This window comes from Dysosmobacter segnis (assembly GCF_014297285.1).
Lineage (GTDB): Bacteria > Bacillota > Clostridia > Oscillospirales > Oscillospiraceae > Oscillibacter > Oscillibacter segnis.
This window is the reverse complement of sequence record NZ_JACOQI010000018.1, coordinates 1-19,563: the sequence shown is the minus strand read 5'-3', so window position 1 is coordinate 19,563 and position 19,563 is coordinate 1. Positions and strand designations below refer to the sequence as shown.

28 protein-coding genes are annotated in these 19,563 nt (G+C 58.5%); 25 read left to right on the top strand and 3 right to left on the bottom strand.

The genetic code is table 11. From position 1 onward, the window contains the following. Positions 1-28 precede the first annotated feature (28 nt). The 21 genes from H8Z83_RS19935 to H8Z83_RS14465 all read left to right on the top strand — a co-directional run bounded on the left by H8Z83_RS19935 (position 29) and on the right by H8Z83_RS14465 (position 14,811). Positions 29-154, top strand: a complete 126-nt coding sequence (locus tag H8Z83_RS19935; protein ID WP_256435349.1) for a hypothetical protein — start codon at positions 29-31, stop codon at positions 152-154. Next, complete coding sequence (locus H8Z83_RS14560; protein WP_187015713.1) at positions 138-2,345, top strand: phage tail tape measure protein; 2,208 nt, start codon at positions 138-140, stop codon at positions 2,343-2,345. Before H8Z83_RS19935 ends, H8Z83_RS14560 begins: the two co-directional genes overlap by 17 nt. 15 nt (positions 2,346-2,360) lie before the next feature. Then, positions 2,361-2,573 (top strand): tail protein X, encoded by a 213-nt coding sequence (locus H8Z83_RS14555; protein ID WP_187015712.1) that lies wholly within the window; start codon positions 2,361-2,363, stop codon positions 2,571-2,573. Next, positions 2,570-3,568: a phage late control D family protein gene (locus H8Z83_RS14550; RefSeq protein WP_187015711.1), complete on the top strand. Its 999-nt coding sequence runs from the start codon at positions 2,570-2,572 to the stop codon at positions 3,566-3,568. The genes H8Z83_RS14555 and H8Z83_RS14550 overlap by 4 nt, the downstream gene beginning before the upstream one ends. Positions 3,569-3,583: 15 nt before the next feature. Continuing rightward, positions 3,584-4,027 carry a hypothetical protein gene (locus H8Z83_RS14545; protein ID WP_187015710.1) on the top strand — a complete coding sequence of 148 codons (444 nt, stop codon included), beginning with the start codon at positions 3,584-3,586 and terminating at the stop codon, positions 4,025-4,027. 15 nt (positions 4,028-4,042) lie between these two features. Beyond that, entirely contained in the window at positions 4,043-4,435 is a 393-nt protein-coding gene (locus H8Z83_RS14540) for a phage tail protein (protein ID WP_187015709.1), read from the top strand. Beyond that, a complete protein-coding gene (locus tag H8Z83_RS14535) occupies positions 4,432-4,737 on the top strand; it encodes a hypothetical protein (protein WP_187015708.1) in 306 nt (101 codons plus the stop codon). Before H8Z83_RS14540 ends, H8Z83_RS14535 begins: the two co-directional genes overlap by 4 nt. Next, positions 4,730-5,884 carry a baseplate J/gp47 family protein gene (locus H8Z83_RS14530; protein ID WP_303193654.1) on the top strand — a complete coding sequence of 385 codons (1,155 nt, stop codon included), beginning with the start codon at positions 4,730-4,732 and terminating at the stop codon, positions 5,882-5,884. Before H8Z83_RS14535 ends, H8Z83_RS14530 begins: the two co-directional genes overlap by 8 nt. Continuing rightward, the gene (locus H8Z83_RS14525; RefSeq protein ID WP_187015707.1) at positions 5,877-6,446 is read left to right on the top strand and encodes a phage tail protein I; all 570 of its coding nucleotides are present in this window, start codon (positions 5,877-5,879) and stop codon (positions 6,444-6,446) included. Before H8Z83_RS14530 ends, H8Z83_RS14525 begins: the two co-directional genes overlap by 8 nt. 16 nt (positions 6,447-6,462) lie before the next feature. Continuing rightward, positions 6,463-9,171, top strand: coding sequence for a bacterial Ig-like domain-containing protein (locus tag H8Z83_RS14520; RefSeq protein WP_187015706.1), 2,709 nt, complete (start codon positions 6,463-6,465; stop codon positions 9,169-9,171). 84 nt (positions 9,172-9,255) lie between these two features. Continuing rightward, positions 9,256-9,714: a hypothetical protein gene (locus H8Z83_RS14515; RefSeq protein WP_187015705.1), complete on the top strand. Its 459-nt coding sequence runs from the start codon at positions 9,256-9,258 to the stop codon at positions 9,712-9,714. A 9-nt stretch (positions 9,715-9,723) separates the two neighbouring features. After that, positions 9,724-9,897 carry a hypothetical protein gene (locus H8Z83_RS14510; protein WP_187015704.1) on the top strand — a complete coding sequence of 58 codons (174 nt, stop codon included), beginning with the start codon at positions 9,724-9,726 and terminating at the stop codon, positions 9,895-9,897. Between the two features lie 218 nt (positions 9,898-10,115). After that, positions 10,116-11,240, top strand: a complete 1,125-nt coding sequence (locus H8Z83_RS14505) for a reverse transcriptase domain-containing protein (RefSeq protein ID WP_187015703.1) — start codon at positions 10,116-10,118, stop codon at positions 11,238-11,240. Positions 11,241-11,243: 3 nt separating this feature from the next. After that, a complete protein-coding gene (locus H8Z83_RS14500) occupies positions 11,244-11,855 on the top strand; it encodes a carbohydrate-binding protein (RefSeq protein ID WP_187015702.1) in 612 nt (203 codons plus the stop codon). Positions 11,856-11,897: 42 nt separating this feature from the next. Next, positions 11,898-12,260 (top strand): isoaspartyl peptidase, encoded by a 363-nt coding sequence (locus tag H8Z83_RS14495; protein ID WP_207732068.1) that lies wholly within the window; start codon positions 11,898-11,900, stop codon positions 12,258-12,260. A 7-nt stretch (positions 12,261-12,267) separates the two neighbouring features. After that, a complete protein-coding gene (locus H8Z83_RS14490; RefSeq protein WP_187015700.1) occupies positions 12,268-12,447 on the top strand; it encodes a hypothetical protein in 180 nt (59 codons plus the stop codon). Next, entirely contained in the window at positions 12,435-12,887 is a 453-nt protein-coding gene (locus H8Z83_RS14485; protein ID WP_187015699.1) for a hypothetical protein, read from the top strand. Before H8Z83_RS14490 ends, H8Z83_RS14485 begins: the two co-directional genes overlap by 13 nt. A 12-nt stretch (positions 12,888-12,899) precedes the next feature. Beyond that, positions 12,900-13,313: a hypothetical protein gene (locus H8Z83_RS14480; protein WP_187015698.1), complete on the top strand. Its 414-nt coding sequence runs from the start codon at positions 12,900-12,902 to the stop codon at positions 13,311-13,313. 15 nt (positions 13,314-13,328) lie between these two features. Further along, entirely contained in the window at positions 13,329-14,201 is an 873-nt protein-coding gene (locus H8Z83_RS14475) for a LysM peptidoglycan-binding domain-containing protein (protein WP_187015697.1), read from the top strand. 19 nt (positions 14,202-14,220) lie between these two features. Continuing rightward, positions 14,221-14,391 carry a hypothetical protein gene (locus tag H8Z83_RS14470; RefSeq protein WP_187015696.1) on the top strand — a complete coding sequence of 57 codons (171 nt, stop codon included), beginning with the start codon at positions 14,221-14,223 and terminating at the stop codon, positions 14,389-14,391. 9 nt (positions 14,392-14,400) lie between these two features. Next, positions 14,401-14,811 (top strand): hypothetical protein, encoded by a 411-nt coding sequence (locus H8Z83_RS14465; RefSeq protein WP_187015695.1) that lies wholly within the window; start codon positions 14,401-14,403, stop codon positions 14,809-14,811. 45 nt (positions 14,812-14,856) lie between these two features. Here H8Z83_RS14465 and H8Z83_RS14460 read toward each other — a convergent pair whose 3' ends face one another. Together H8Z83_RS14460 and H8Z83_RS19930 are read right to left on the bottom strand one after the other, a co-directional pair. Beyond that, positions 14,857-15,003: a hypothetical protein gene (locus tag H8Z83_RS14460; RefSeq protein ID WP_187015694.1), complete on the bottom strand. Its 147-nt coding sequence runs from the start codon at positions 15,001-15,003 to the stop codon at positions 14,857-14,859. A 179-nt stretch (positions 15,004-15,182) separates the two neighbouring features. Then, positions 15,183-15,317, bottom strand: coding sequence for a hypothetical protein (locus H8Z83_RS19930; protein WP_256435348.1), 135 nt, complete (start codon positions 15,315-15,317; stop codon positions 15,183-15,185). 154 nt (positions 15,318-15,471) lie between these two features. On the opposite strand from H8Z83_RS19930, the gene H8Z83_RS14455 reads away from it, so the two are divergent. The 3 genes from H8Z83_RS14455 (at position 15,472) to H8Z83_RS14445 (ending at position 17,187) form a co-directional block, all read left to right on the top strand. Continuing rightward, complete coding sequence (locus H8Z83_RS14455) at positions 15,472-15,669, top strand: antitoxin (RefSeq protein WP_187015693.1); 198 nt, start codon at positions 15,472-15,474, stop codon at positions 15,667-15,669. A 163-nt stretch (positions 15,670-15,832) separates the two neighbouring features. Continuing rightward, positions 15,833-16,075, top strand: a complete 243-nt coding sequence (locus H8Z83_RS14450; protein ID WP_187015692.1) for a helix-turn-helix domain-containing protein — start codon at positions 15,833-15,835, stop codon at positions 16,073-16,075. Between the two features lie 62 nt (positions 16,076-16,137). Further along, a complete protein-coding gene (locus H8Z83_RS14445) occupies positions 16,138-17,187 on the top strand; it encodes an IS30 family transposase (protein WP_187015691.1) in 1,050 nt (349 codons plus the stop codon). On the opposite strand, the gene H8Z83_RS14440 is transcribed toward H8Z83_RS14445, so the two are convergent. After that, the gene (locus H8Z83_RS14440; protein WP_187015690.1) at positions 17,184-17,531 is read right to left on the bottom strand and encodes an ECF transporter S component; all 348 of its coding nucleotides are present in this window, start codon (positions 17,529-17,531) and stop codon (positions 17,184-17,186) included. The two genes, H8Z83_RS14445 and H8Z83_RS14440, sit on opposite strands and share 4 nt — an antisense overlap. Before the next feature lie 735 nt (positions 17,532-18,266). Between H8Z83_RS14440 and H8Z83_RS14435 the strand changes: the two genes are divergently transcribed. Further along, positions 18,267-19,427 carry a tyrosine-type recombinase/integrase gene (locus H8Z83_RS14435; RefSeq protein WP_187015689.1) on the top strand — a complete coding sequence of 387 codons (1,161 nt, stop codon included), beginning with the start codon at positions 18,267-18,269 and terminating at the stop codon, positions 19,425-19,427. The last annotated feature ends 136 nt before the right edge of the window (positions 19,428-19,563 follow it).

The following is a 19,563-nucleotide window of genomic DNA, read 5'->3' as shown; positions in this document are numbered from 1 at the left end:
CGCCGTCATAAACAGGGCCTGCGTCGGGTTGTCCATACAACTGCGGACAGGGCTGGATTATCTTCTGGCCCTGTCCGTTTCGGACTTGAACGAACTGGCGGACACGGTGACGCAGTACGCGGAGGAGGTGGCAAAACATGGCAGGCAAAAATAAAACGTATGAGTTAATGCTGAAAATCGGCGGCAAGGTGGACGGTTCCCTGAAAACCGCCTGCAGCACCGCAGACAAGAACCTGGCTGCGCTGGGGAAAACGGCAAAGACCGCGGGAAAGATCGCTGCCGGTGCCATGGTAGCAGCCGCCACCGCTGTGGCGACCCTGGGAACCGCTGCGGTGAAATCCGCGGCGGAGTATGAGGCCCAGCTGGCCAACGTTTCCACGCTGCTGACCGGCACGGAGGCAGAGGTGGCCGCACGAACGGCGGAAATCGGGGATCAGGTTCTGGAAATCTCCAACCGCACGGGCGTGGCCACGGCTGACCTGACGGACGGAATGTATCAGGTGGTTTCCGCTTTCGGTGACAGCGCAGACGCCGCGGCCATTCTGGAAACCGCGGCAAAATCCGCGGCGGCGGGAAACGCGACCACGACGGACAGTATCAACCTACTTTCTGCCGTAACCAAGGGTTACGGCGATACCTCCGCGGAGGCGGTGCAGCAGGCGGCGGATCTGGCATTTGCCACCGTAAGACTGGGCCAAACCTCTTTCCCGGAACTGGCCGCAGGCATGGGAAAGGTCATTCCCCTGGCCAGTACCCTGGGGCTGGAGCAAGAACAGCTATGGGGCGCCATGGCCACGCTGACCGGCGTTACAGGTTCCACGGCGGAAGTGGTTACGCAAATGAAAGCCACAATGCAGGCGTTCCTCTCCCCGTCCAAGAATATGCAGGCTGCCCTTAAAAACATGGGCTATGAAAGCGGCCAAGCGCTGCTTGAAAGCAAGGGCCTGCAGGGATCTCTGGACGCCCTAAAGGACGCTGTGGGAGGCAACGAACTGGCGTTTGCTGGCCTGTTCTCCTCTGTGGAGGCACAAACCGCGGTGCTGGCTATGGCAGGCAACCAGGCCGAAAACCTGACCAGCAAGACGGCGGAAATGTACGAGGCCACCGGCGCGGCAAACACCGCCTTTGAGCGGCAGACCAACAGCCTGAAATATGACATTCAGATGATTAAAAACCTGGGCGCCAATTTCTTGACGCAGCTGGGCACCAACATTCTGCCGTATGTGCGGGAGTTCGCGGAGGCGGCCCTGCCGGTGGTTTCGGAGGCGCTGGAGAAGATCGGCAGCTACATGACCGGAACCATCATTCCGGCGGCGGAAACCGCGGTGAAATGGATTTCGGAACACCGCACCCTGATCCTGGCGCTGGCGGCGGGTATTGCCACCGCTGTGGCGGCCTACAAGGCGTATAAAGTGGCGATCACCGCCTACAACGCAGTTATGGCCGTGTATAAAGTGGTCACCGCAGCAAGCGCCACGGGCACCTTTACCCTGGCGGGCGCCATGACGGCGCTAAATCTTCCCGTGCTGGCAGTTGTGGCCGCCATCGGCCTGGCTGTGGCGGCGGGGATCCTGATTTATAAGAACTGGGACAAGATCAAGGCCAAGGCTGCGGAACTGGGCGCGAAGATCTCCGAGGTATGGGGAAACATCAAGACCGGCGTTTCCGAGGCCGTGGCGAACCTGGTTTCTGCGTTCCAGTCTAATTTCCCCCTGCTGTCCGCTTATTTGAGCGGGTGGTGGGAAAGTGTTTCGGCGGCCTGGGAAAACGTCAAGGCCATTTTTGCCAATATCATTGACTTTGTGCAGAACGTATTTGCAGGCAACTGGAGCGCCGCCTGGGACAATATCGTGGCCATTTTCGGAAACGTGTTTGGCATGATCGTGAACCTGGCGAAAGCCCCAATAAACGGGGTTATTTCCGCAATCAACTGGGTGCTGGAGAAGATCAACAGCATTTCCGTGACAATCCCGGACTGGGTTCCGGGCGTCGGCGGGAAAACCCTGGGCTTTAACATTCCGACGATCCCCGCCCTGGCTGCCGGTGGTATTGCCACGGCGCCCACGCTGGCGCAGATCGGTGAGGGCGGAGAGCCGGAGGCGGTGCTGCCGCTGTCCAAGCTGGCGGCCCTCCTGGACGAATGGACGAAGCCGAAGCCGACACCGGGCGGCGGAACGGGCGGCGGCGGTGAAACCGTCGTTTTCTCCCCGGTATTCAATTTCTACGGCGGGACGCCGAGCCGCGAGGAGGCCGAGGAGGCCGGGCGGATCAGTTTCGCGGAGTTCAAGAAACTGTATAGGCAGATGAAAGCCGAGGAGAAGCGCAAGCAATTCAGCCCGGCATAAGAGGAGGACCACACCATGGAAAGCACCTACACCACCAAGCAGGGGGACGTATGGGACAAAATCGCCTATGAGGTGTACGGCGACGAAGAATACACCGGCTGGCTGATGGAAAACAATTTCCCGCTGCTGGACACGTTCGTGTTTGACGCCGGGGTGGTCCTCCAGACCCCGGCCCCGCCGGAACAGACCGCGGCCAATGACCTGCCGATCTGGAGGAGCAAGGTATGAATACACGGCGGGCGTATGTAGACCTGATTTACAACGGAACCGCAGCCACGGCGGAAATTTCCGGTTTCGTGACGGATATTTCATACACGGATCCGGCAAGCGGAGAGGCGGACAGCCTGGACATTACGCTGCAAGACCGGGATCGCCGGTGGACGGGGGCATGGATCCCCGTCGCCGGTGACACCCTGGCCGCGACGATCCGGGCGCTGAACTGCCAGTATTCCGGGGACAACCGGATCCTGCCGTGCGGTTTCTTTATCGTGGACAGTTTCAGTTTTTCCGGCTGGCCGGTTTCCGGGAGCATTTCCGCAATCTCCACGCCGCTGGACAGCAGTTTCACCACCACCCAGCGGACAAAGACCTGGGAAAACGTGACCATAAAGGAGATCGGAACCGAGATCGCAGGCCGCGCCGGGATCGCGCTGGCCTGGGACGTGGAGGGCGACCCGTTCACGATCAAGAGCGTGGAGCAATCGGAACAAACCGACTGTGAATTTTACATGAACCTGTGCAACACCTACGGGCTGGCCATGAAAGTCTACGCCCAAAAGATCGTGGTGTATGACCGGGAGGCATACAAGAAAAAGGGCGCGGCGGCGGTGCTGTCCCCGTCCAGTATGAAATCCTGGTCATGGCAGCAGGATCAGGCCGGAACCTACACCGGCGGAGAGTTCACATACACCAGCCCGGCCACGGAAAAGGAAATCAAGGTGACCGTGGGCAAGGGCAGCCGGATCCTAAAGCAGAGCGGCAAGGCCGACAGCAAGGCCGACGCGGAGCGGAAGATCAAGGCGGCGGTGGCCAAGGCCAACCACGGAAAGACCAAACTTTCCGCCACCATTGTGGGAAACGCCTCCCTGGTGGCCTCCCAATGCGTCCAGGTGGTGGGCCTGGGGAAGCTGTCCGGCAAGTATTACATTGACACCATTACCCACAGCGTCAGCGGATCCGGCGGCTACACCATGGACCTGGAAATGTCGCTGGTGGAGGAATGACGCGAGGAGGAACGCATGGAAAACAATATCCGGCTGGGAAAGATTTCAGCCGTTGATTACGCCGCGGGCACGGTCCGCGTGGTGTACCACGAAAAGGACGACGCCGTGACCGCCCCCATTCCCCTGATTTCATCGGAGTATTTCATGCCGGAGGTGGACGACATGGTTATGGTGCTTCACCTCTCCAACGGCACGGAGGCGGGCGTGGTCCTGGGACGACCGTGGAGCGAAAAGAACAAGCCCCCGGAGGGTTCCAAAGGGCTTTACCGCAAAGACCTGGCCCGTTCGCCGGGTGAGGCCATGATCCGCTATAAGGACGGCACCATGACCATCAAGGCCGCCAAGCTGGTGATTGACGGAACCGTGACCGTCAGCGGCGACGTGACCGCCGGCGGGGTTTCCCTGGACAACCACACCCACACGGACAGCATGGGCGGCGGAACCTCCGGGCCATCGTAAGGAGGCGATTTACACATGATCGGAACGCTGGGGCGCAAAATCATTTTTGAGGTGAGCGACAACAGGGTTTTGACCTTTGAGAGCATGAGCCGCGAGGTTTCCGGGCGCTGGACCGAACACGAAGTTTTAGGCGTGAAGCCGAAAGCGGAGTTTTTAGGGCCTGGCCTCCAGACCATAAGCCTGACCATTCACCTGTCCGCTGCCCTGGGCGTGAAGCCGCGGCGGATCCTGGACATGGTGGAGCGCATGGTGGAAAGAGGTTCGGCGGAGTACCTGGTGATCGGCGGCAGACTGGTGGGCCGCCGTCCGTTCCGCGTTACAGGATCGAGTGAAGCCTGGGACAAGGTTTACAGCCGCGGAGAATTGGCCAAGGCTACCCTGACCATTTCACTGGAGGAATACGCATGAACGAAAACGACCTTTTCAATTTCCAACTGGAATATACGTTCACGGCGGACTGGCTGGCAGAACTGGATCGGCAGCTGGCCCTCCTGCTGTCCACACGGGAGGGCACCATGCCGTTGGATCGGGCTTTCGGCCTGAACATGGATTTTGTGGATATGCCGCCAGAGGCCGCAAAGAGCCTTTACACGGCGGAGGTCACCGAAAAGGTGTCCAAATTCATACCGGAGGTGCGGGTGCAGGAAGTGACCTGGACCGGCGGCAACACCGGAAAACTTTTTCCCAAGGTGGTGATAACAAGTGCCTGATATTTCCGCAATTCAGAACACCCCGGACGTGTCTTTCATCGACAACAAGACCATTGACGACGTGCGCGGGGATATGGTGGCAGACTTTGAGGCGTTCATGCTCCAAGCGACGGGCAGCAAGGTGTCCCTGGGCCGCGCCTCTGTCCACCGCATGATCCTGTATTCGGCGGCGGCGCAGATTTACCAAGCCATGCAGTACGTTGACCGAGCGGGCAAGCAAAGCCTTTTGAAATACTCCTATTCGGAGTTCCTGGACAATCTGGCGCTGCTGAAAGGCGTTACCAGAGAACCGGCCAAGGCGGCCACGACCACGATCCGCTTTACCGCGTCGGCCACCAGGACGCTGGCCACACCGATCCCGGCGGGCACCAGGGTTTCCTCCAGCGGTTCCATTTATTTCAGCACGATGGAGTACGCAGAGATCCCGGCGGGCAGCCTGACGGTGGACGTGCTGGCGGAGTGTACCGCAACAGGCAACGCGGGCAACGGACTGGCGCCTGGCGAGGTGTCCACCATCGTGGATCCCGTTCCCTACATTACCAGCGCCGTGAACCAGAACACCACGGAGGGCGGCGCAGACGTGGAGAACGACGAAAGCCTGGCGGAGCGGGTTTACCTGGCCCCTGGCGCCTATTCTACGGCAGGCCCGGAGGACGGATACCTGTACCACGCCAAGAAGTACAACGCCGCCATTGGTGACGTGGTGGCCACCAGCGACCACGAAGCGGGCCAGGTGGATATTGTTTTCATCATGGCCGACGGTTCCAAGCCGGGCGCGGCCATGATCTCCGGCCTGCAGGCGTACCTCTCCGGCAAGACGATCCGCCCCATGACGGACAAGCTGACCGTGAAAGCCCCGGAGGAGGTCACATACAGCATTAACCTGACGTATTACATCAACCGCAGCGACAGCGCCAGAGCGGTGGCAATCCAGGCGGCGGTGGCCCAGGCCGTGGAGGAATATAAAACCTGGCAGCGCACCATAGGCCGCGACGTGAACCCGTCGCAACTGGCCGCCATGGTCATGGAGGCAGGCGCCAAGCGTGTCACCGTGACCGCGCCGACGTTCGCGGCGGTGGCCGCCACCAAGGTGGCAGCATTGACCGGATCGGCCACCGTGACGTATGGAGGGCTGGAAGATGATTAAACTTTCCGGCAGCCGCTTCACGGACATTATGCCGGAGAACCTGGCAGAGCAGCCGGAGATCCAGGCGCTTGCCTACGCCGTGGGCAGGCAGGTGGAGAAGCTGCTGGCCTATGCCGACGGCGCCCGCACCTATGCGGCGATCTATGCTGTGCCGGAAAAGGTGCTGGATCTGCTGGCCGTGGAACTGCGTACCCCGTCCTATGACGAAAACTTTTCCATTAAGGTCAAGCGAACCCTGATCGCGGAAAGCCTGCTGTTTTACGCACAGATGGGCACCCCGGCAGCGGTGAACCGGATCATTGAAACCATTTTCCAGGCCGGTCATATCAGCGAGTGGTGGGAATACGGCGGGAAACCCTATCACTTTAAGGCATACACCACGAACCCGGCCATTACGTCGGACGACGTGGAGGAGTTCAAGCGGGTGCTGGGCACCGTCAAGCGCCTTTCCGCCTGGCTGGACGAAATCGTGTTGGATCTGTCCACACCTCCGGCGGAGGTATTCGTGGGCCATTGGATCCACACGGGCGATTTTATCACCCTGCAAAGGGCGACTATGTAACAGGAGGTTATCAGCCATGTTTCAGGCCCCGAAACTGACAGACGCCGGCAAAAACCTGTATTACAGGAATATGGCCGGTGAGGGGATCAAATTCACAACCATTCAACTGGGCAACGGCACAATCAGCGGTCCGATCTCCGCTATGACGGCTCTTGTCAGCGCCGTGGTGACCATTGACGCCGCGGTGAAAAACAACGCGGAGCAGTACGCCGACGTGTCCGGCCATTTCTCCAACGCAGAACTGGAGGAGGGTTTTTACTGGCGCGAGATCGGCGTGTTTGCGGCGGATCCCGATTACCCCAATGACCGCAGCCACGACATTCTTTACTGCTACCAAAACGCCTATGACACGGCGGACTTTATCCCCGTGGCGTCGGTGGAAACGGTGGAAAAAAACATTACCGTGCCCATTATCGTGGGCGACGCCTCCACAGTGTCCTGCACCCTGTCCAGTTCGCAGGTGCTGGTGTCGGAGGCGGACCTGGAGGAGCACGACAAGGACGCGAACGCCCATAATGCCCTGTTTGAGAAGATCAACAAAGAACTGGAAAAGAAACAGGACACGATCACCGCCAAGGGCATTTTGAAAGGCGGCCAGGACGCAAAGGGAAACCACACCGTGACCAAGGCCACGCCGGGCGTGGACTACCAGCAGCCCACCCAGGTGCTGACGGAAAGCAACGCCATGGCCCTGACGGACACGGTTCCGTTTTTCTCCGGTGCTGACGGGCAAAATCGTAAGGTCACGCTGAAAAAGCTAAAGGAGGCCCTGGGCGTCCAGTCTGCCAGTATCAACGTGACGACCTGCGCCGGCGCGGCGGTGGTTTGCACGGACGGAGAAACCACCCTGAACGGCGTGGGTTCCACCAAGTTCTCCCTGCCGGAGAACACCGGCACCTGGGAGGTAACCGCCACCCTGAACGGCCACACGGCCAGCGCCGTGGTGGAGGTCACCGGCGCCATGCAGTACAACGTGGATCTGGTGATTACCTCCAGCGTGGCAGTCACCCACGCACCCACGAAAACCACCTACAACGTGGGGGAAACATTCGACCCCACCGGCCTGGTGGTCACAGCCACCTATGCCGACGGCACCACGGAGGACGTAACCGACGGCTGCACGTTCAGCCCCACCGTTATGGCAGCCAGCACCACGGCGGTGACGATCAAATACCAGCGGGCAGGCGTGACAGTCACGACCACCCAGGCGGTCACGGTCCTGGAAATGTCCAGCATTTCCGTGAAAACCGCACCCAACAAAACCGCGTATTACATCGGTGAGAGTTTCGACGCCACCGGAATGGTGATTGAGGCCACCATGTCCAACGGCACCAAAAAGACCGTGACGGGCTGGACGTACACCCCCAGCGGCGCCCTTTCCAAGACGGACACGGCGGTGACGATCTCCTACACGGAAAACGGCGTCACAAAGACCTGCACCCAGGCGATCACGATCCGCACCCTGTCCAGCATTTCCGTGACGACGGCACCCGCGAAAACCGCCTACAAGTACGGGGAGAAGTTCAGCAGCGCCGGAATGGTGATTACCGCTAAATATTCGGACAACGCCACCCGCGTGGTGACCGGCTGGACCTATTCACCCACCGGCGCCCTGGGACTGTCTAATACCACGATCACGATTACCTACGCAGAGGGCGGCGTGAGTAAGACCTGCACCCAGGCCATTACCGTGAGCAACTACCTTTCCAGTATCGCGGTGACCCACGCACCCACGAAAACCTCCTATTTCACCGGCGAAACGTTCAACAGCGCGGGAATGGTGGTCACCGCTACCATGGCAGACGGCAGTAAAAAGACCGTCACCGGCTACACCTGCAGCCCCACCACCATGGCAGCCAACACCACGGCGGTCACTGTCAGCTATTCCGAGGGCGGCGTGACCAAGACGACCACCACCCCGGTGACGGTCACCAGCATTTCCAACACGCTGGCCTCCAACAGCTGGGCAACGATCCGCGCCGTGTCCGACGCCGGAAAGGGGTCCAATTACTGGAGCGTGGGCGACGCCAAGGGGATCACGATCAACGGCAAGGTGGGCGCCACGACGTTCTCCAATCTGGCCATTTCCGTGTTTATCCTGGGTTTCAACCACAACGCCAGCCGCGAGGGCAGCAACCGGATCCATTTCCAGATTGGCAAGATCAACGGCACCCTGGTGGGCCTGGTAGACGGCAATTACGGAAACAGTACCAGCACCACCGGCGCCTTTACCATGAACACGTCATACACGAACAGCGGCGGGTGGAATAACAGCCACATGAGAAAGACCGTGCTGGGCAGCAACAGCGCCAGCGCCACCAGCCCCGCGGCCAATACCCTGCTGGCAGCCCTGCCGGCGGATCTCCGGGCGGTTATGAAGCCGGCCACCAAGTACAGCGACAACACCGGCGGCGGAAGTGACACCGCCAGCTATGTCACCAGCACCACGGATCTGTTACCGCTGCTTTCGGAGTTTGAATACCACGGGGCCAGGTCCTACGCCAACAGCGCGGAGAAGAATTACCAGGCCCAGTATGACTATTACAAGGCTGGAAACAGCAAGGTGCATTATAAGCACAACGCCACCGGCACGGCGGCCTATGCGTGGTGCCGTTCCGTCTATTCGAGCAACAGCAGCGATTTCTGCCTTGTCGGCACCGACGGCAGCGCCATCAATCACTACGCCTACGGTTCCTGGGCGCTGGCCCCCTGCTTTTTTGTCTAATCGCCGCAGCATATCCGGCAAAATCCCGCCCACGGAAGTGGGCGGGAAACCCGGACAGAGGAAGAAAACCCGTGAGGTGAAAGAATGTCAGTTCTGAAAGAAAAGCGGACCGTGAGCAAAGCGGAGTATGTGAACACCGCAAACCAGATTTATGTGGAAACGGTGGGCTTTTTGACGCGGCTTTCCGCCCGTTATTCCCGGCTGATTGCAGAGGGCACCGCGCAGCTGGCCGGTGAGGTCATGGACCACACCGAAAAGGCCAACAAAATATACCCGTCGGACGAACAGCGCAAAGCCCAGCGCAAGGCGCATTTGCTGGAGGCGCTGGCCTCCCTCTCTGCGCTGGACGTGCGCCTGACCCACGCCTATCTGGTTATGTACCAGAACCCGCAAGGGTGCTTTACGGCGCCCAGCGGAAAGACGGTCCCACCCAAGGAGGCCATGGACAAGCTGGACCGCATGGCGCAGAGCCTGGGCGAACTGATAGACCGGGAGGACACCCTGCTGCGGAATATCCTGGAGAGCGACAGGAAGCGGAAATAAGTCATTTTTATGGGTGTATCTTTGAAAACGCGCCGGGAGGCAGGGCGGCTTTCCCCTCTGACGGCGGCCAATGCGTGGTGCCGTTCCGTCAATTCGAGCAACAGCAACAATTTCTGCCTTGTCAACACCGACGGCAGCGCCAACAATAACAACGCCAACAATTCCTGGGCGCTGGCCCCCTGATTTTGCATAGCTGGGTCAAATGCAGTAACGAACGTGAACCGGACCCATGTAAAAGGAAAGATACTTCCCTGGCGAAAGCCTGAAACTGCCCGCTGATGATCCCGCGCGGACGCTGCTTGCATGGCGGGGGTATTGTGCTAACCCCGTTTCATGCGCTGGATCGAAGCAGTTTAGACGCACACCAACACCACAACTGTACGGAGGGCGAATACTTTTCTATGACAAGCGAACAGCGCCGCGAGGCGCGTTACAGACGCCGCCAGACAAGGCGGCAGGCAAAGCGAAAGGCCCGCAGCGACGCCCTGGGGCCGATTGAGGAAGTTTTCAGTTACCGGGCCATGTTTTTCTATGGCCGGAAATGCTGCAACGGCGTGAGGTGGAAAGCCAGCACACAGCGGTTTGAAATGCACCTGTTTTCCGGCACCGCCAAGCGCCGGCGCAAGATCCTAAATGGAACATGGAAGCCGGGCAAAACCGCCCATTTCACCCTGAAAGAACGGGGCAAGGTTCGGCCAATAGACGCGCCGCACATTGAGGATCGGCAGGTTTATAAGGTTCTGACCAAAAAGGTGCTGGTGCCGCTGTATGTGCCCAGTATGATCTACGACAACAAAGCCAGCCAGAAAGGCGGCGGCCTGCATTTCCATTACAGACGCCTGGCCAAGCACCTGCGGGACCATTACCGCAAGCATGGCCTGGAGGGCGCCCTGTTCCTGATGGATTTTCACCACTTTTTCCCGGACGCGCCCCACGCGCTGCTGTATGAGCGGCACCGGGGCATGATCCTAAACCCGGACCTGCGGCAGTTGGCCGATCTGGTGGTGGCAGCTGTGCCGGGCGGCGTGGGTATGCCGCTGGGCGTGGAGCCAAGCCAGCAGGAAATGGTGGCGCTGCCGTCCTCCCTGGACAACCGGATCAAAGCCCAGCTTTCGATCCATGGTGCTGCCCATTACATGGACGACTATTACACCATTCTGCCGACGAAACAGGCGGCGGAGGTGACCGCGGCGGACGTGATCGGCCACGCGGAGGCCATGGGCCTGCAGGTCAACGCCGGAAAGTCAAAGGTGGTTCCGTTCTCCAGACCGTTCCGGTTCTGCAAAGCAAAGTTTCAGGTGACGAACACCGGCGCCGTGAAGATCCACGGCTGCCGGGACGGCATGAAGCGGGCGCGGCGGAAACTGCGGCTTTTCCAGGCGCGTGTGGCCAGCGGTGAAATGACGGTGGAGCAGGTGGCCCAATGGCTGCAAACACCGATTTCCTACTATGAGAACTTCAACGATCACGGCAGGGTGCTGAAACTGCGGCGGCTATTTTATGCGATTTTCAAAACGGAGGTGTAAACCATGTTCAAGATCACAAAAGACGGGGCGACCGTGGCCATGACCGAGGCCCCCAACTACATCAAGCAGGCGGAAAACGGCTGTTTCGTGCTGTGCCCGGAGGCGGAGGCCACGGGGATCGCGCACAACGGCACCGTTTACCACCTCCTGGGACGCCCTGACATGGCGGGGGCAGAAATCACGGTCATGCTGGAAGAAACGGACGCGGGAGTGGAGATCGCCAAGGCGGCAGACGCTACGGGGATCGTGTTCGTCACAATGGCGGAGGCCGGAAGCGTGGACGCCACAACGGCGGCGGAACACGCGGACCTTTTCGCGCCGTGGGCGGTGCCGGTGGCCTATACCGTGGGCCAGATCCGCAGATATACGGACGGGAAGCTGTATAAATGCGTTCAGGCCCATACGTCACAAGCGGACTGGACGCCGGACAAAACCGCAAGCCTTTGGACGACGGTTTCCGATCCGGCGGAGGAATGGCCGGAATGGTCCCAGCCGGTTGGCGCACATGACGCATACAGCAAGGACGCCAAGGTGTCGCACAATGGCAAGCATTGGACCAGCACTGTGGACAGCAACGTGTGGGAGCCTGGTGTGTACGGGTGGACGGAGGTGTAAGCCGTGGGCGCTGCCTACATCGTAAGAAAAAGAGCGCGGTTTGTGAGTATCAACGGCCCCGTAAACCTCCGGTATGGTACGCCTGTGGACGCTGTGGACGGGTTTCTGGTACATAATGGCCGCCCATTGTGCGCGGTCACCAGCGAGAGCGCACACCGCTATTTTGCACGAAATGACGACGGAAACGGGAAAGCCCGCGGCGCCCTGATCGGCGCCATCACGGCCAAGCTGGAGCGGAAAGACGCCGGCCATCAAATGCGCTGGGATCTCCTGTGGAGCGACCCGGAGGCGCAGAAATTACGCCACCCGGATCATGCGGATTTCTGGCTGTGGGGCCATGCCTTTTTTGAGGCGGACATGGCAGACCTGGAACACGTCGCCGGGCTGATCGGTGCGAGGAGGTGACGCTGCCATGGATTATATGAAGCTGGTGGCGGACCTCTGCGGGATCATTGACCGCCAGAACGAAATCACCAAGGCCATGGCGGAGCAGCTGGGCCAGCGCGACGCCCTCCGGTATGAGGAGGAAATGGCGGCGGTTCGGCGGGACTACGATACCGCCATGGGGGAGGTGGATCCGTGCAAAAACTAATTGAAACGCTGTCCACCGTGAGCATAGGCCAGGCGCTGGCTGGCGGCGTCACCGTGGTGGCGCTGGTGTCCGTGTTTATCGAAATTACCCCGGTGAAGATCAACCCCGTTTCCAAGTTCCTGGCCTGGCTGGGGCGGAAGATCAACAGCGAAGTGATCGCCAAGGTGGACAGGCTGGAAACCGAGGTGCAGGCCATGAGGAAAGCGGACGGAGAGCAGGAGGCCATAAACTGCCGTTACCGGATCCTACGGTTCGGGGACGAAGTAAAACACGGCACCCGGCACAGTCAGGAACATTTTGAGCAGATCCTGGCCGATATTGACGCCTACGAAATCTATTGCAAGGATCACAAGGATTTCAAGAACAACAAAACCAGAGTGACCACGGAGCGGATCCTGGACGTTTACCGCGAGTGCGTGGAAACGGACGATTTTTTGTAATGGGAGGAAGCCGTGAAAATCTTTATTGTGGCCGCGGCGGCGTGGGCTGCCGGTGCCCTCCTGGGTTATTTCGTGGCCCGGCTGGCGTATAAGCACCTGCGGAAGCGTCTGCGGACGCTGCGGCAGGAACGGAAGCCGCCTAAAAAGAAAATGGGCACCATGGACAGGATCCTGGTTCTGGAAGCGGTTTTCCTGGTGGCGTACACGGTGGCCGATCTGGTGGTTTTCTGGCACACCGGATCAGAGCCTGCCACACTGACCGGCTGCGTGTTCGGCGTGTGCGGCCTGGAAAACGGCGTCATGGGCTGGATTAAGACGAACAAGGACACGGCGGCGGAGGCCGCCAGAACGAGCGGGAGCGGGCCGCAGCCTGCCCCGGAGGAACCGCCCGCGGGCACCGGAGAACCACCGGACGCGGGCCTGTGAGGAGGTATAAACATTATGACCGGAAACGAACTGCGCCAAAAGGTTGCGGACATTATCAACGCATGGAATGGAGCAACCAGAGGCAGCGCCAAGCACCTGGAGATCCTGAACATCTACAACAACCACAAGCCGCTGGCAAGAGGTTACCGCGTACAGGTGGGTGACGCCCATTGTGCCACCACGACCTCCGCGGCGTACATCAAGGCAGGGATCGCGGAGTACACCGGGACGGAGTGCGGCGTGGGAAAGTACGTCGAGATCGCCAAGAAAAAAGGGATCTGGACGGAGAACGACGCATACACCCCCAAGGTGGGCGACGCCTGCGTGTACGACTGGCAGGACGGGGCCAACTACGCCACCACCGACAACACCGGCGCACCGGATCACATTGGCATTGTCACCAAGGTGGGCGGCGGCACCTTTGTGGTCACAGAGGGAAACATGAACGGCGGCAAGGTGGGCAAGCGCACCATGAAAGTGAACGGGCGGTATATCCGCGGTTTCATTACCCCGGACTTTGACATGATCGCCCGGAAACTGGGCGGTACGTCCGGCGGGACGGTGGACAAGCCAACGAAACCGACGACCCAGGCGGCGGGTACATACACCGTAAAGAGCGGCGACACCCTTTCCCGTATCGCCGCGAAGTACGGCACAACCGTGGCCAAACTGGTGGAGATCAACGGCATTAAAAACCCGAACCTGATCCGTGTGGGCCAGGTCCTCCGCCTGCCCGGCGGAGCCGTCAAGTACACCGTTGTGGCCGGGGACACCCTTTCCCGTATCGCCGCGAAGTACGGCACCACCGTGGCCAAGCTGGCAACAGACAACGGGATCAAAAATCCGAACCTGATCCATGTGGGCCAGGTTATCACCATCAACAAATAATTTTGCCGGAGGTGCTGAAATGGTTATTTTCAAGGTGCTGGCCTGGGTGCTTTCCCTGGCCGCTGTGGTCACCTGGCTGGTGGCCCTGGTACGCTGGGACGGTTCGATCCCCTGTGATCGGAGCCAATGCGAAAGCTGCCCATTTCCGCGGTGCCACGAAAATGGCCAGGACAGCACTGGGCAGGAATGAGAGGTAAAAATGGAACAGACTATTATCCGCCTGGCCATTGGCCTGGTTCTTCTGGTGGCTGTCAACGTCGTGCTGGGCAGCCTGAACGCCCTTTTTGACGGTACTTTCGACCGTATCAAATGCCGGAACGGCGTCATTAAGGGGATCATTATTGCCGCCTGTTTCGTCGCTTTCTATGTAGCGGGACGCCTGAACCCCGATATTGTGGCAATCGACATTGACGGCGAAACGGTCAACGTGGCAACAGCCGCCAACCTGGCCATGGTGACGGCCTATGTGCTGTATGCGAAAGACGTTTTTTCCAAGCTGTCCAAGCTGGTTTTGAGCAAAACGAGCGGGACGCCGGAGCAGACCGGCGGAACCACGCCGCCCGCATTGGAGGAACCGGCGGACGCGGCGGAGGCCACCGCAGCAGAATAAAAAAGGAACCCCGGCGCCGCCCTGGCGTCGGGGTTCTTCTGCGGGTCACATACTGGCAGGCATGGCCCGCATGACTGTTTTTCTGCTGTATTCATCGGTGAGGACTAACACCACACCGCGCCGCCCGTCAGCCAGCGGGACCGTGACCACCTCCAGCGTAACAGCCGGGGCCGCTTTTTCCATTTTCCCCATTCTCATTTCCTCCCATTGAAAAGTTTACGAAGCAGCCGGATCCCGTAGCGAACCGGAATATAAACCGCCACGAATATGGCCACAAAAAGCAGGTATTTCATGCGCTGCCCTCCTATTGACATTTTAGTGGGTTTCGTTTATATTGAGGGTGCGGGGGTTACCCCCCGCCCCTCTGTCTGTTACCAGTTCAGCAATTTGAGGATTGCCGCTGTAATCAGACCGGAGATTGTGCCCGCCAGGATTGTGTCCGCCAAGACCTGCAACCTGTTGGGCTGCGCCGTCGGCTTATGCCGTCGGCGTTTTTTCTTTGCCATATCAACCACCCCCTTTCTGATTATTATTATATACTTGCGTAAGACAAAAAGCAAGACGGAATACTGCACAAATATACTTGCGTGAGTTTGTATATATTATATACTTGCGTAAGTTAAAATAATCTGATACAATACAGAAAAAGGAGGCGATCCCATGGAAAAGAAAACAGGGACGGCGGCGACCAAGGCAAAGAACAAGTATAACGCCGCGAATTATGAGCGTCTTTACCCGTTTGTGAAGAAAGGGAAAAAAGAGAGATACCAGAAAGCGGCGGAAGCTGCTGGGTTCAGCCTTAACGAGTTCATGGAAAAGGCTATGGACAGCCTGGCGGCGGAGATCCTGGGAGAATAAAAAGCATAAGCCCCCGACGCACACAGCGCCGGGGGCGTTTCGGCGTTTGCCCTCCAGAGTGTTCAATATTTTTCGGTGCTGATTATTAACACGGGTTCGTGGAAACCTATGTGTTAATATCAAGAAAACTGCTGAACATTACCACGCGCCTGGAGGGCTGCCCATGAAAGCGTATGATTTCCACGGGAAAAGAAATATATGCGGTGACCGGATCCGGGAGGCCCGCCTGCGGGCGCGGCTGTCACAGTCTGATCTCTGCCGGCGTCTGCAACTGGCTGGTGTCATTGTGGAGCGGGACGTGATAAGCAGGATCGAAAACGGCGGCAGGTTTGTGGCTGACTTTGAGGTGGTGGTGATCGCGGACGTTCTGGAGGTTTCCGTGGACTGGCTGCTGGGCAAAGAATAGGACGGCGTGGAGTGCTGTATGCACCGCGCCGTCCATATTTTTTTGAAAGTGAGGGCACGGGCATGAAAGGATATAAGCACCTGACGGAGTTTGACCGGAACAAGATCGCCAGAATGAGAAAAGAGGGCGCCACCATGCGCGAGATCGGCGCGGCCCTGCACGTCAGCGCCGCCACCGTCTGCCGCGAGATCAAACGCGGGACATACACCTACATGAACGCGGATTATATCGAAGTGACCGAGTACATACCGGAGCGGTCACAAGCCCGCTACCGGGCCAACATGGCGGCCAAGGGCGGCCCCCTGAAAATTGGAAGTGATCGCCGGTACGCCGAAACCCTGGAGGCGCTGATTGCTGACGACAATTACAGCCCGGAGGCAGCCCTGCATGAGATTGAGAACAACCCGGAAAAGTACGGCAGCTTTGAAACGCGGATCTGCCGCCAAACCCTTTATGCCTATATTGACAAGGGCGTTTTTCTCCGCCTGACCAATAAGGCGCTGCCGTTCAAGGGTTCCCGGCGGAAGAAGAAAACCAAGCACGTCCAGCGGGCGAAACAGCAGCCAAAGGGTGAGAGCATAGAAAAGCGCCCGCCGGAGATCGACGGGCGCCAGGAGTTCGGCCACTGGGAAATGGATCTGGTGGTTTCCTGCAGGGGCGGGCATAAGTGCCTCCTGGTGCTGACCGAGCGCGTCACCCGCATGGAGGTGATCCGCCTGATCCGCGATAAATCCGCGGCCAGCGTCGTCCGTGCGCTGGACACCATGGAACGGAAATGGGGCACCCGCTTCCCGCAGGTATTCCAATCTATTACCATGGACAACGGAAGCGAGTTTGCGGACTATATCGGGATCGAACGGTCCGTATATAAACGCTGTGAGAGCAAGCGCACCCGGACATATTACTGTCACCCATACTGCAGTAGTGAGCGAGGAAGCAACGAAAAACAAAACCAGATGATCCGGCGGAAGTTCCCCAAGGGAACAAACTTTGATAAGGTCACCCAAAAAGACGTGGAGGCGGTGGAAAGCTGGCTGAACAGATACCCCCGCCAACTGCTGGGCTGGGCCTCTGCCGGGCAGCTGTTTGAGGGCTATTTGCAGACCGTCTAAAAATATTTTTTCGTTTTGTTACACTTTCCTATTGACATTTGCCGGGACTTATTCCGGGAATAGATGTAACCGGCGGAGAAGGAAAAGACACTGCCCATCACGAAGTTAAACAGCTCACCTACATAGGCGGAGGAGGTGCCGTGGAGCACGGAGAACAGCAGGTTCTTCAGGAAGGTGACCACGATGCCGTAGACAGGGCCGAGAGAGAAGGCGGCCAACAGCTCCGGCAGATCGGACACGTCCAGCTTTACGAAGGAGGGGATCAGAGCCGGGATGGGGAATTCAATGAACATCAGCAGGAAGGCCACGCCGGAGAGCATTGCGGATAGAGATAGCGCCCCCATCTGAAACGCCCCGTGTTTCGCCGTGTGATCCGCTGTGTGCGATCTTTCTCCGAGAGCCGAGTGTGTGCCCACTTTCACTCGCGAAAGCGAACGTGGGCCGTTTGTGCGAGAAGTTGAAAAACGCGATCAGAAGCGGTTTGGGGCAGCGTTGTGGCGGTAACTTTTTGGCGATATTTGCGGGAGTGTCTATTGGCGAAAAGTCGAACTTTCCAGGAAGGTTTTTCGAGCGGTGAAGGCCGTTCGATTTTAGTACAAGATAAAGAGAGGTGCCCGTAGTTGGGCACCTCTCAGCCACAAAGCCCCGCAGTGCGGGGCTTTCCGAGGTTTTGAAACCGCAGTCTAAGGTGCACCTTGGCGGGCGTTTTCGCAGTCTTGGGTGAACGTGAGGGGCATCAGACCCCCGTGACGGCGGACTTTTCAAGGTGACCGTTCCGCAGGCGTTTGAGGAAATCGCCGTTTTTTACCGCTCAAAAAAGTGATTTCTGCATAGCGGCGATTTTCGGAGGAAAACGTGTATATTTTGCGCCGCTGTAGTCAATGAAAGGGCTTCTTGACCGTTCAAAAATCGCACCGCTGTAACAAAAGAAGAATGCCTCCGGCAGCGCAAAAATTGCGCCGCCATAGACAAAGATAGGGCATCCCCTTCAAATGATAACGTTCTGATAACGATTCCGTTTTTCGGTAGCTTTGTTCCCTTAGTTACGGTATTGTTCGTTGTCGAAAGGGGCTGATACCATGCCAAAAAGACGAGCAAACGGCGAGGGAAATATCCGAAAAAGAAAGGACGGCCGATGGGAGGGTCGCTACACCGCGGGCTATGACCCAGAGACTGGAAAGCGCATCATCAAGAACGTGCTGGGCAAGACGCAGGCCGAGGTCAAGGAGAAACTCAAAGCCGCGATCAGCGAAAGTCAGCGGCTGGATGTATCCAAAGCCGGGACTTACACAGTGGCATCGTGGGTGCGGACGTGGTACGAGGTCTACGCCGAGCCGAGAATCCGCCCGAATACCAAACTGTACTACACCAACTACATCGAAAATCACATCGTTCCCGGAATTGGGGACGTTCCACTGGACAAGCTGACCACCATTCAGATCCAGCGGTTTTACAACAACCTCCAGAAAACTGGACGAGTCCAGCGCAAAAATTTTCCTGAACTCAGGGACAAAAGCCTCAGCCCCAGAGTGGTGCGAGGCGTTCACACGCTGCTGCACAACTGCCTGGAGCAGGCGGTGGCCGAACGGCTGATCCTCACCAACCCCGCCCAAGGCTGCAAGCTGCCGCAGCTTGAAAAGAAAGAAATGAAGATCTTGCCGCAAGAGAAAATCGGCCTGTACCTCGCCGAAGCGGAAAAACGAGGATTGCTGGCCGCTTTCTATCTGGAGCTGACCACCGGCCTGCGGAGAGGGGAGCTGCTGGCTCTCCAGTGGACGGATTTGGATACGGAGAGCAAAACGCTTTCTATCACAAAGCAGGTAAACCGAATCAACGGGGAGTTGGTGGTCAGTCCGCCGAAAACTCGCAACTCCGTGCGAACGCTGGCCCTCCCGCAGCAGGCAGTTGACCTGTTAATTGCCGAGCACAAAAAGCACCCTCGCAACCCATATCTGTTCCCGTCGCCCAAGACCGGAACCATGTATGACCCGGACGCTTTCCGGAGAACCCATGACAAAATTTTGAAAGCCATCGGCGCGGAGCACATTCGGTTTCATGATCTCAGGCACACCTTCGCCACGCTGTCCCTGAAAAGCGGCGTGGACGTGAAAACACTGTCCGGTGCCTTGGGCCACTACTCGGCAGGGTTCACCCTGAACACCTACACCCATGCCACGGCGCAGATGAAGCAGGATGCCGCCGATACCATCGGTGGGGTCATCAGCCAGCAGATGCGGTAAGTGCGGCAAAAAAATACGGTTCCGTCAAGATTTATGCGCAAAATTGTTTGCAGGCTCCGGCTGAGTGAAGTCAGCCGGCAATAGAGGCGTCGTCCAAAGCCGCCTCCAAGTGCTTCATGTTCATGTATTTCTTGTT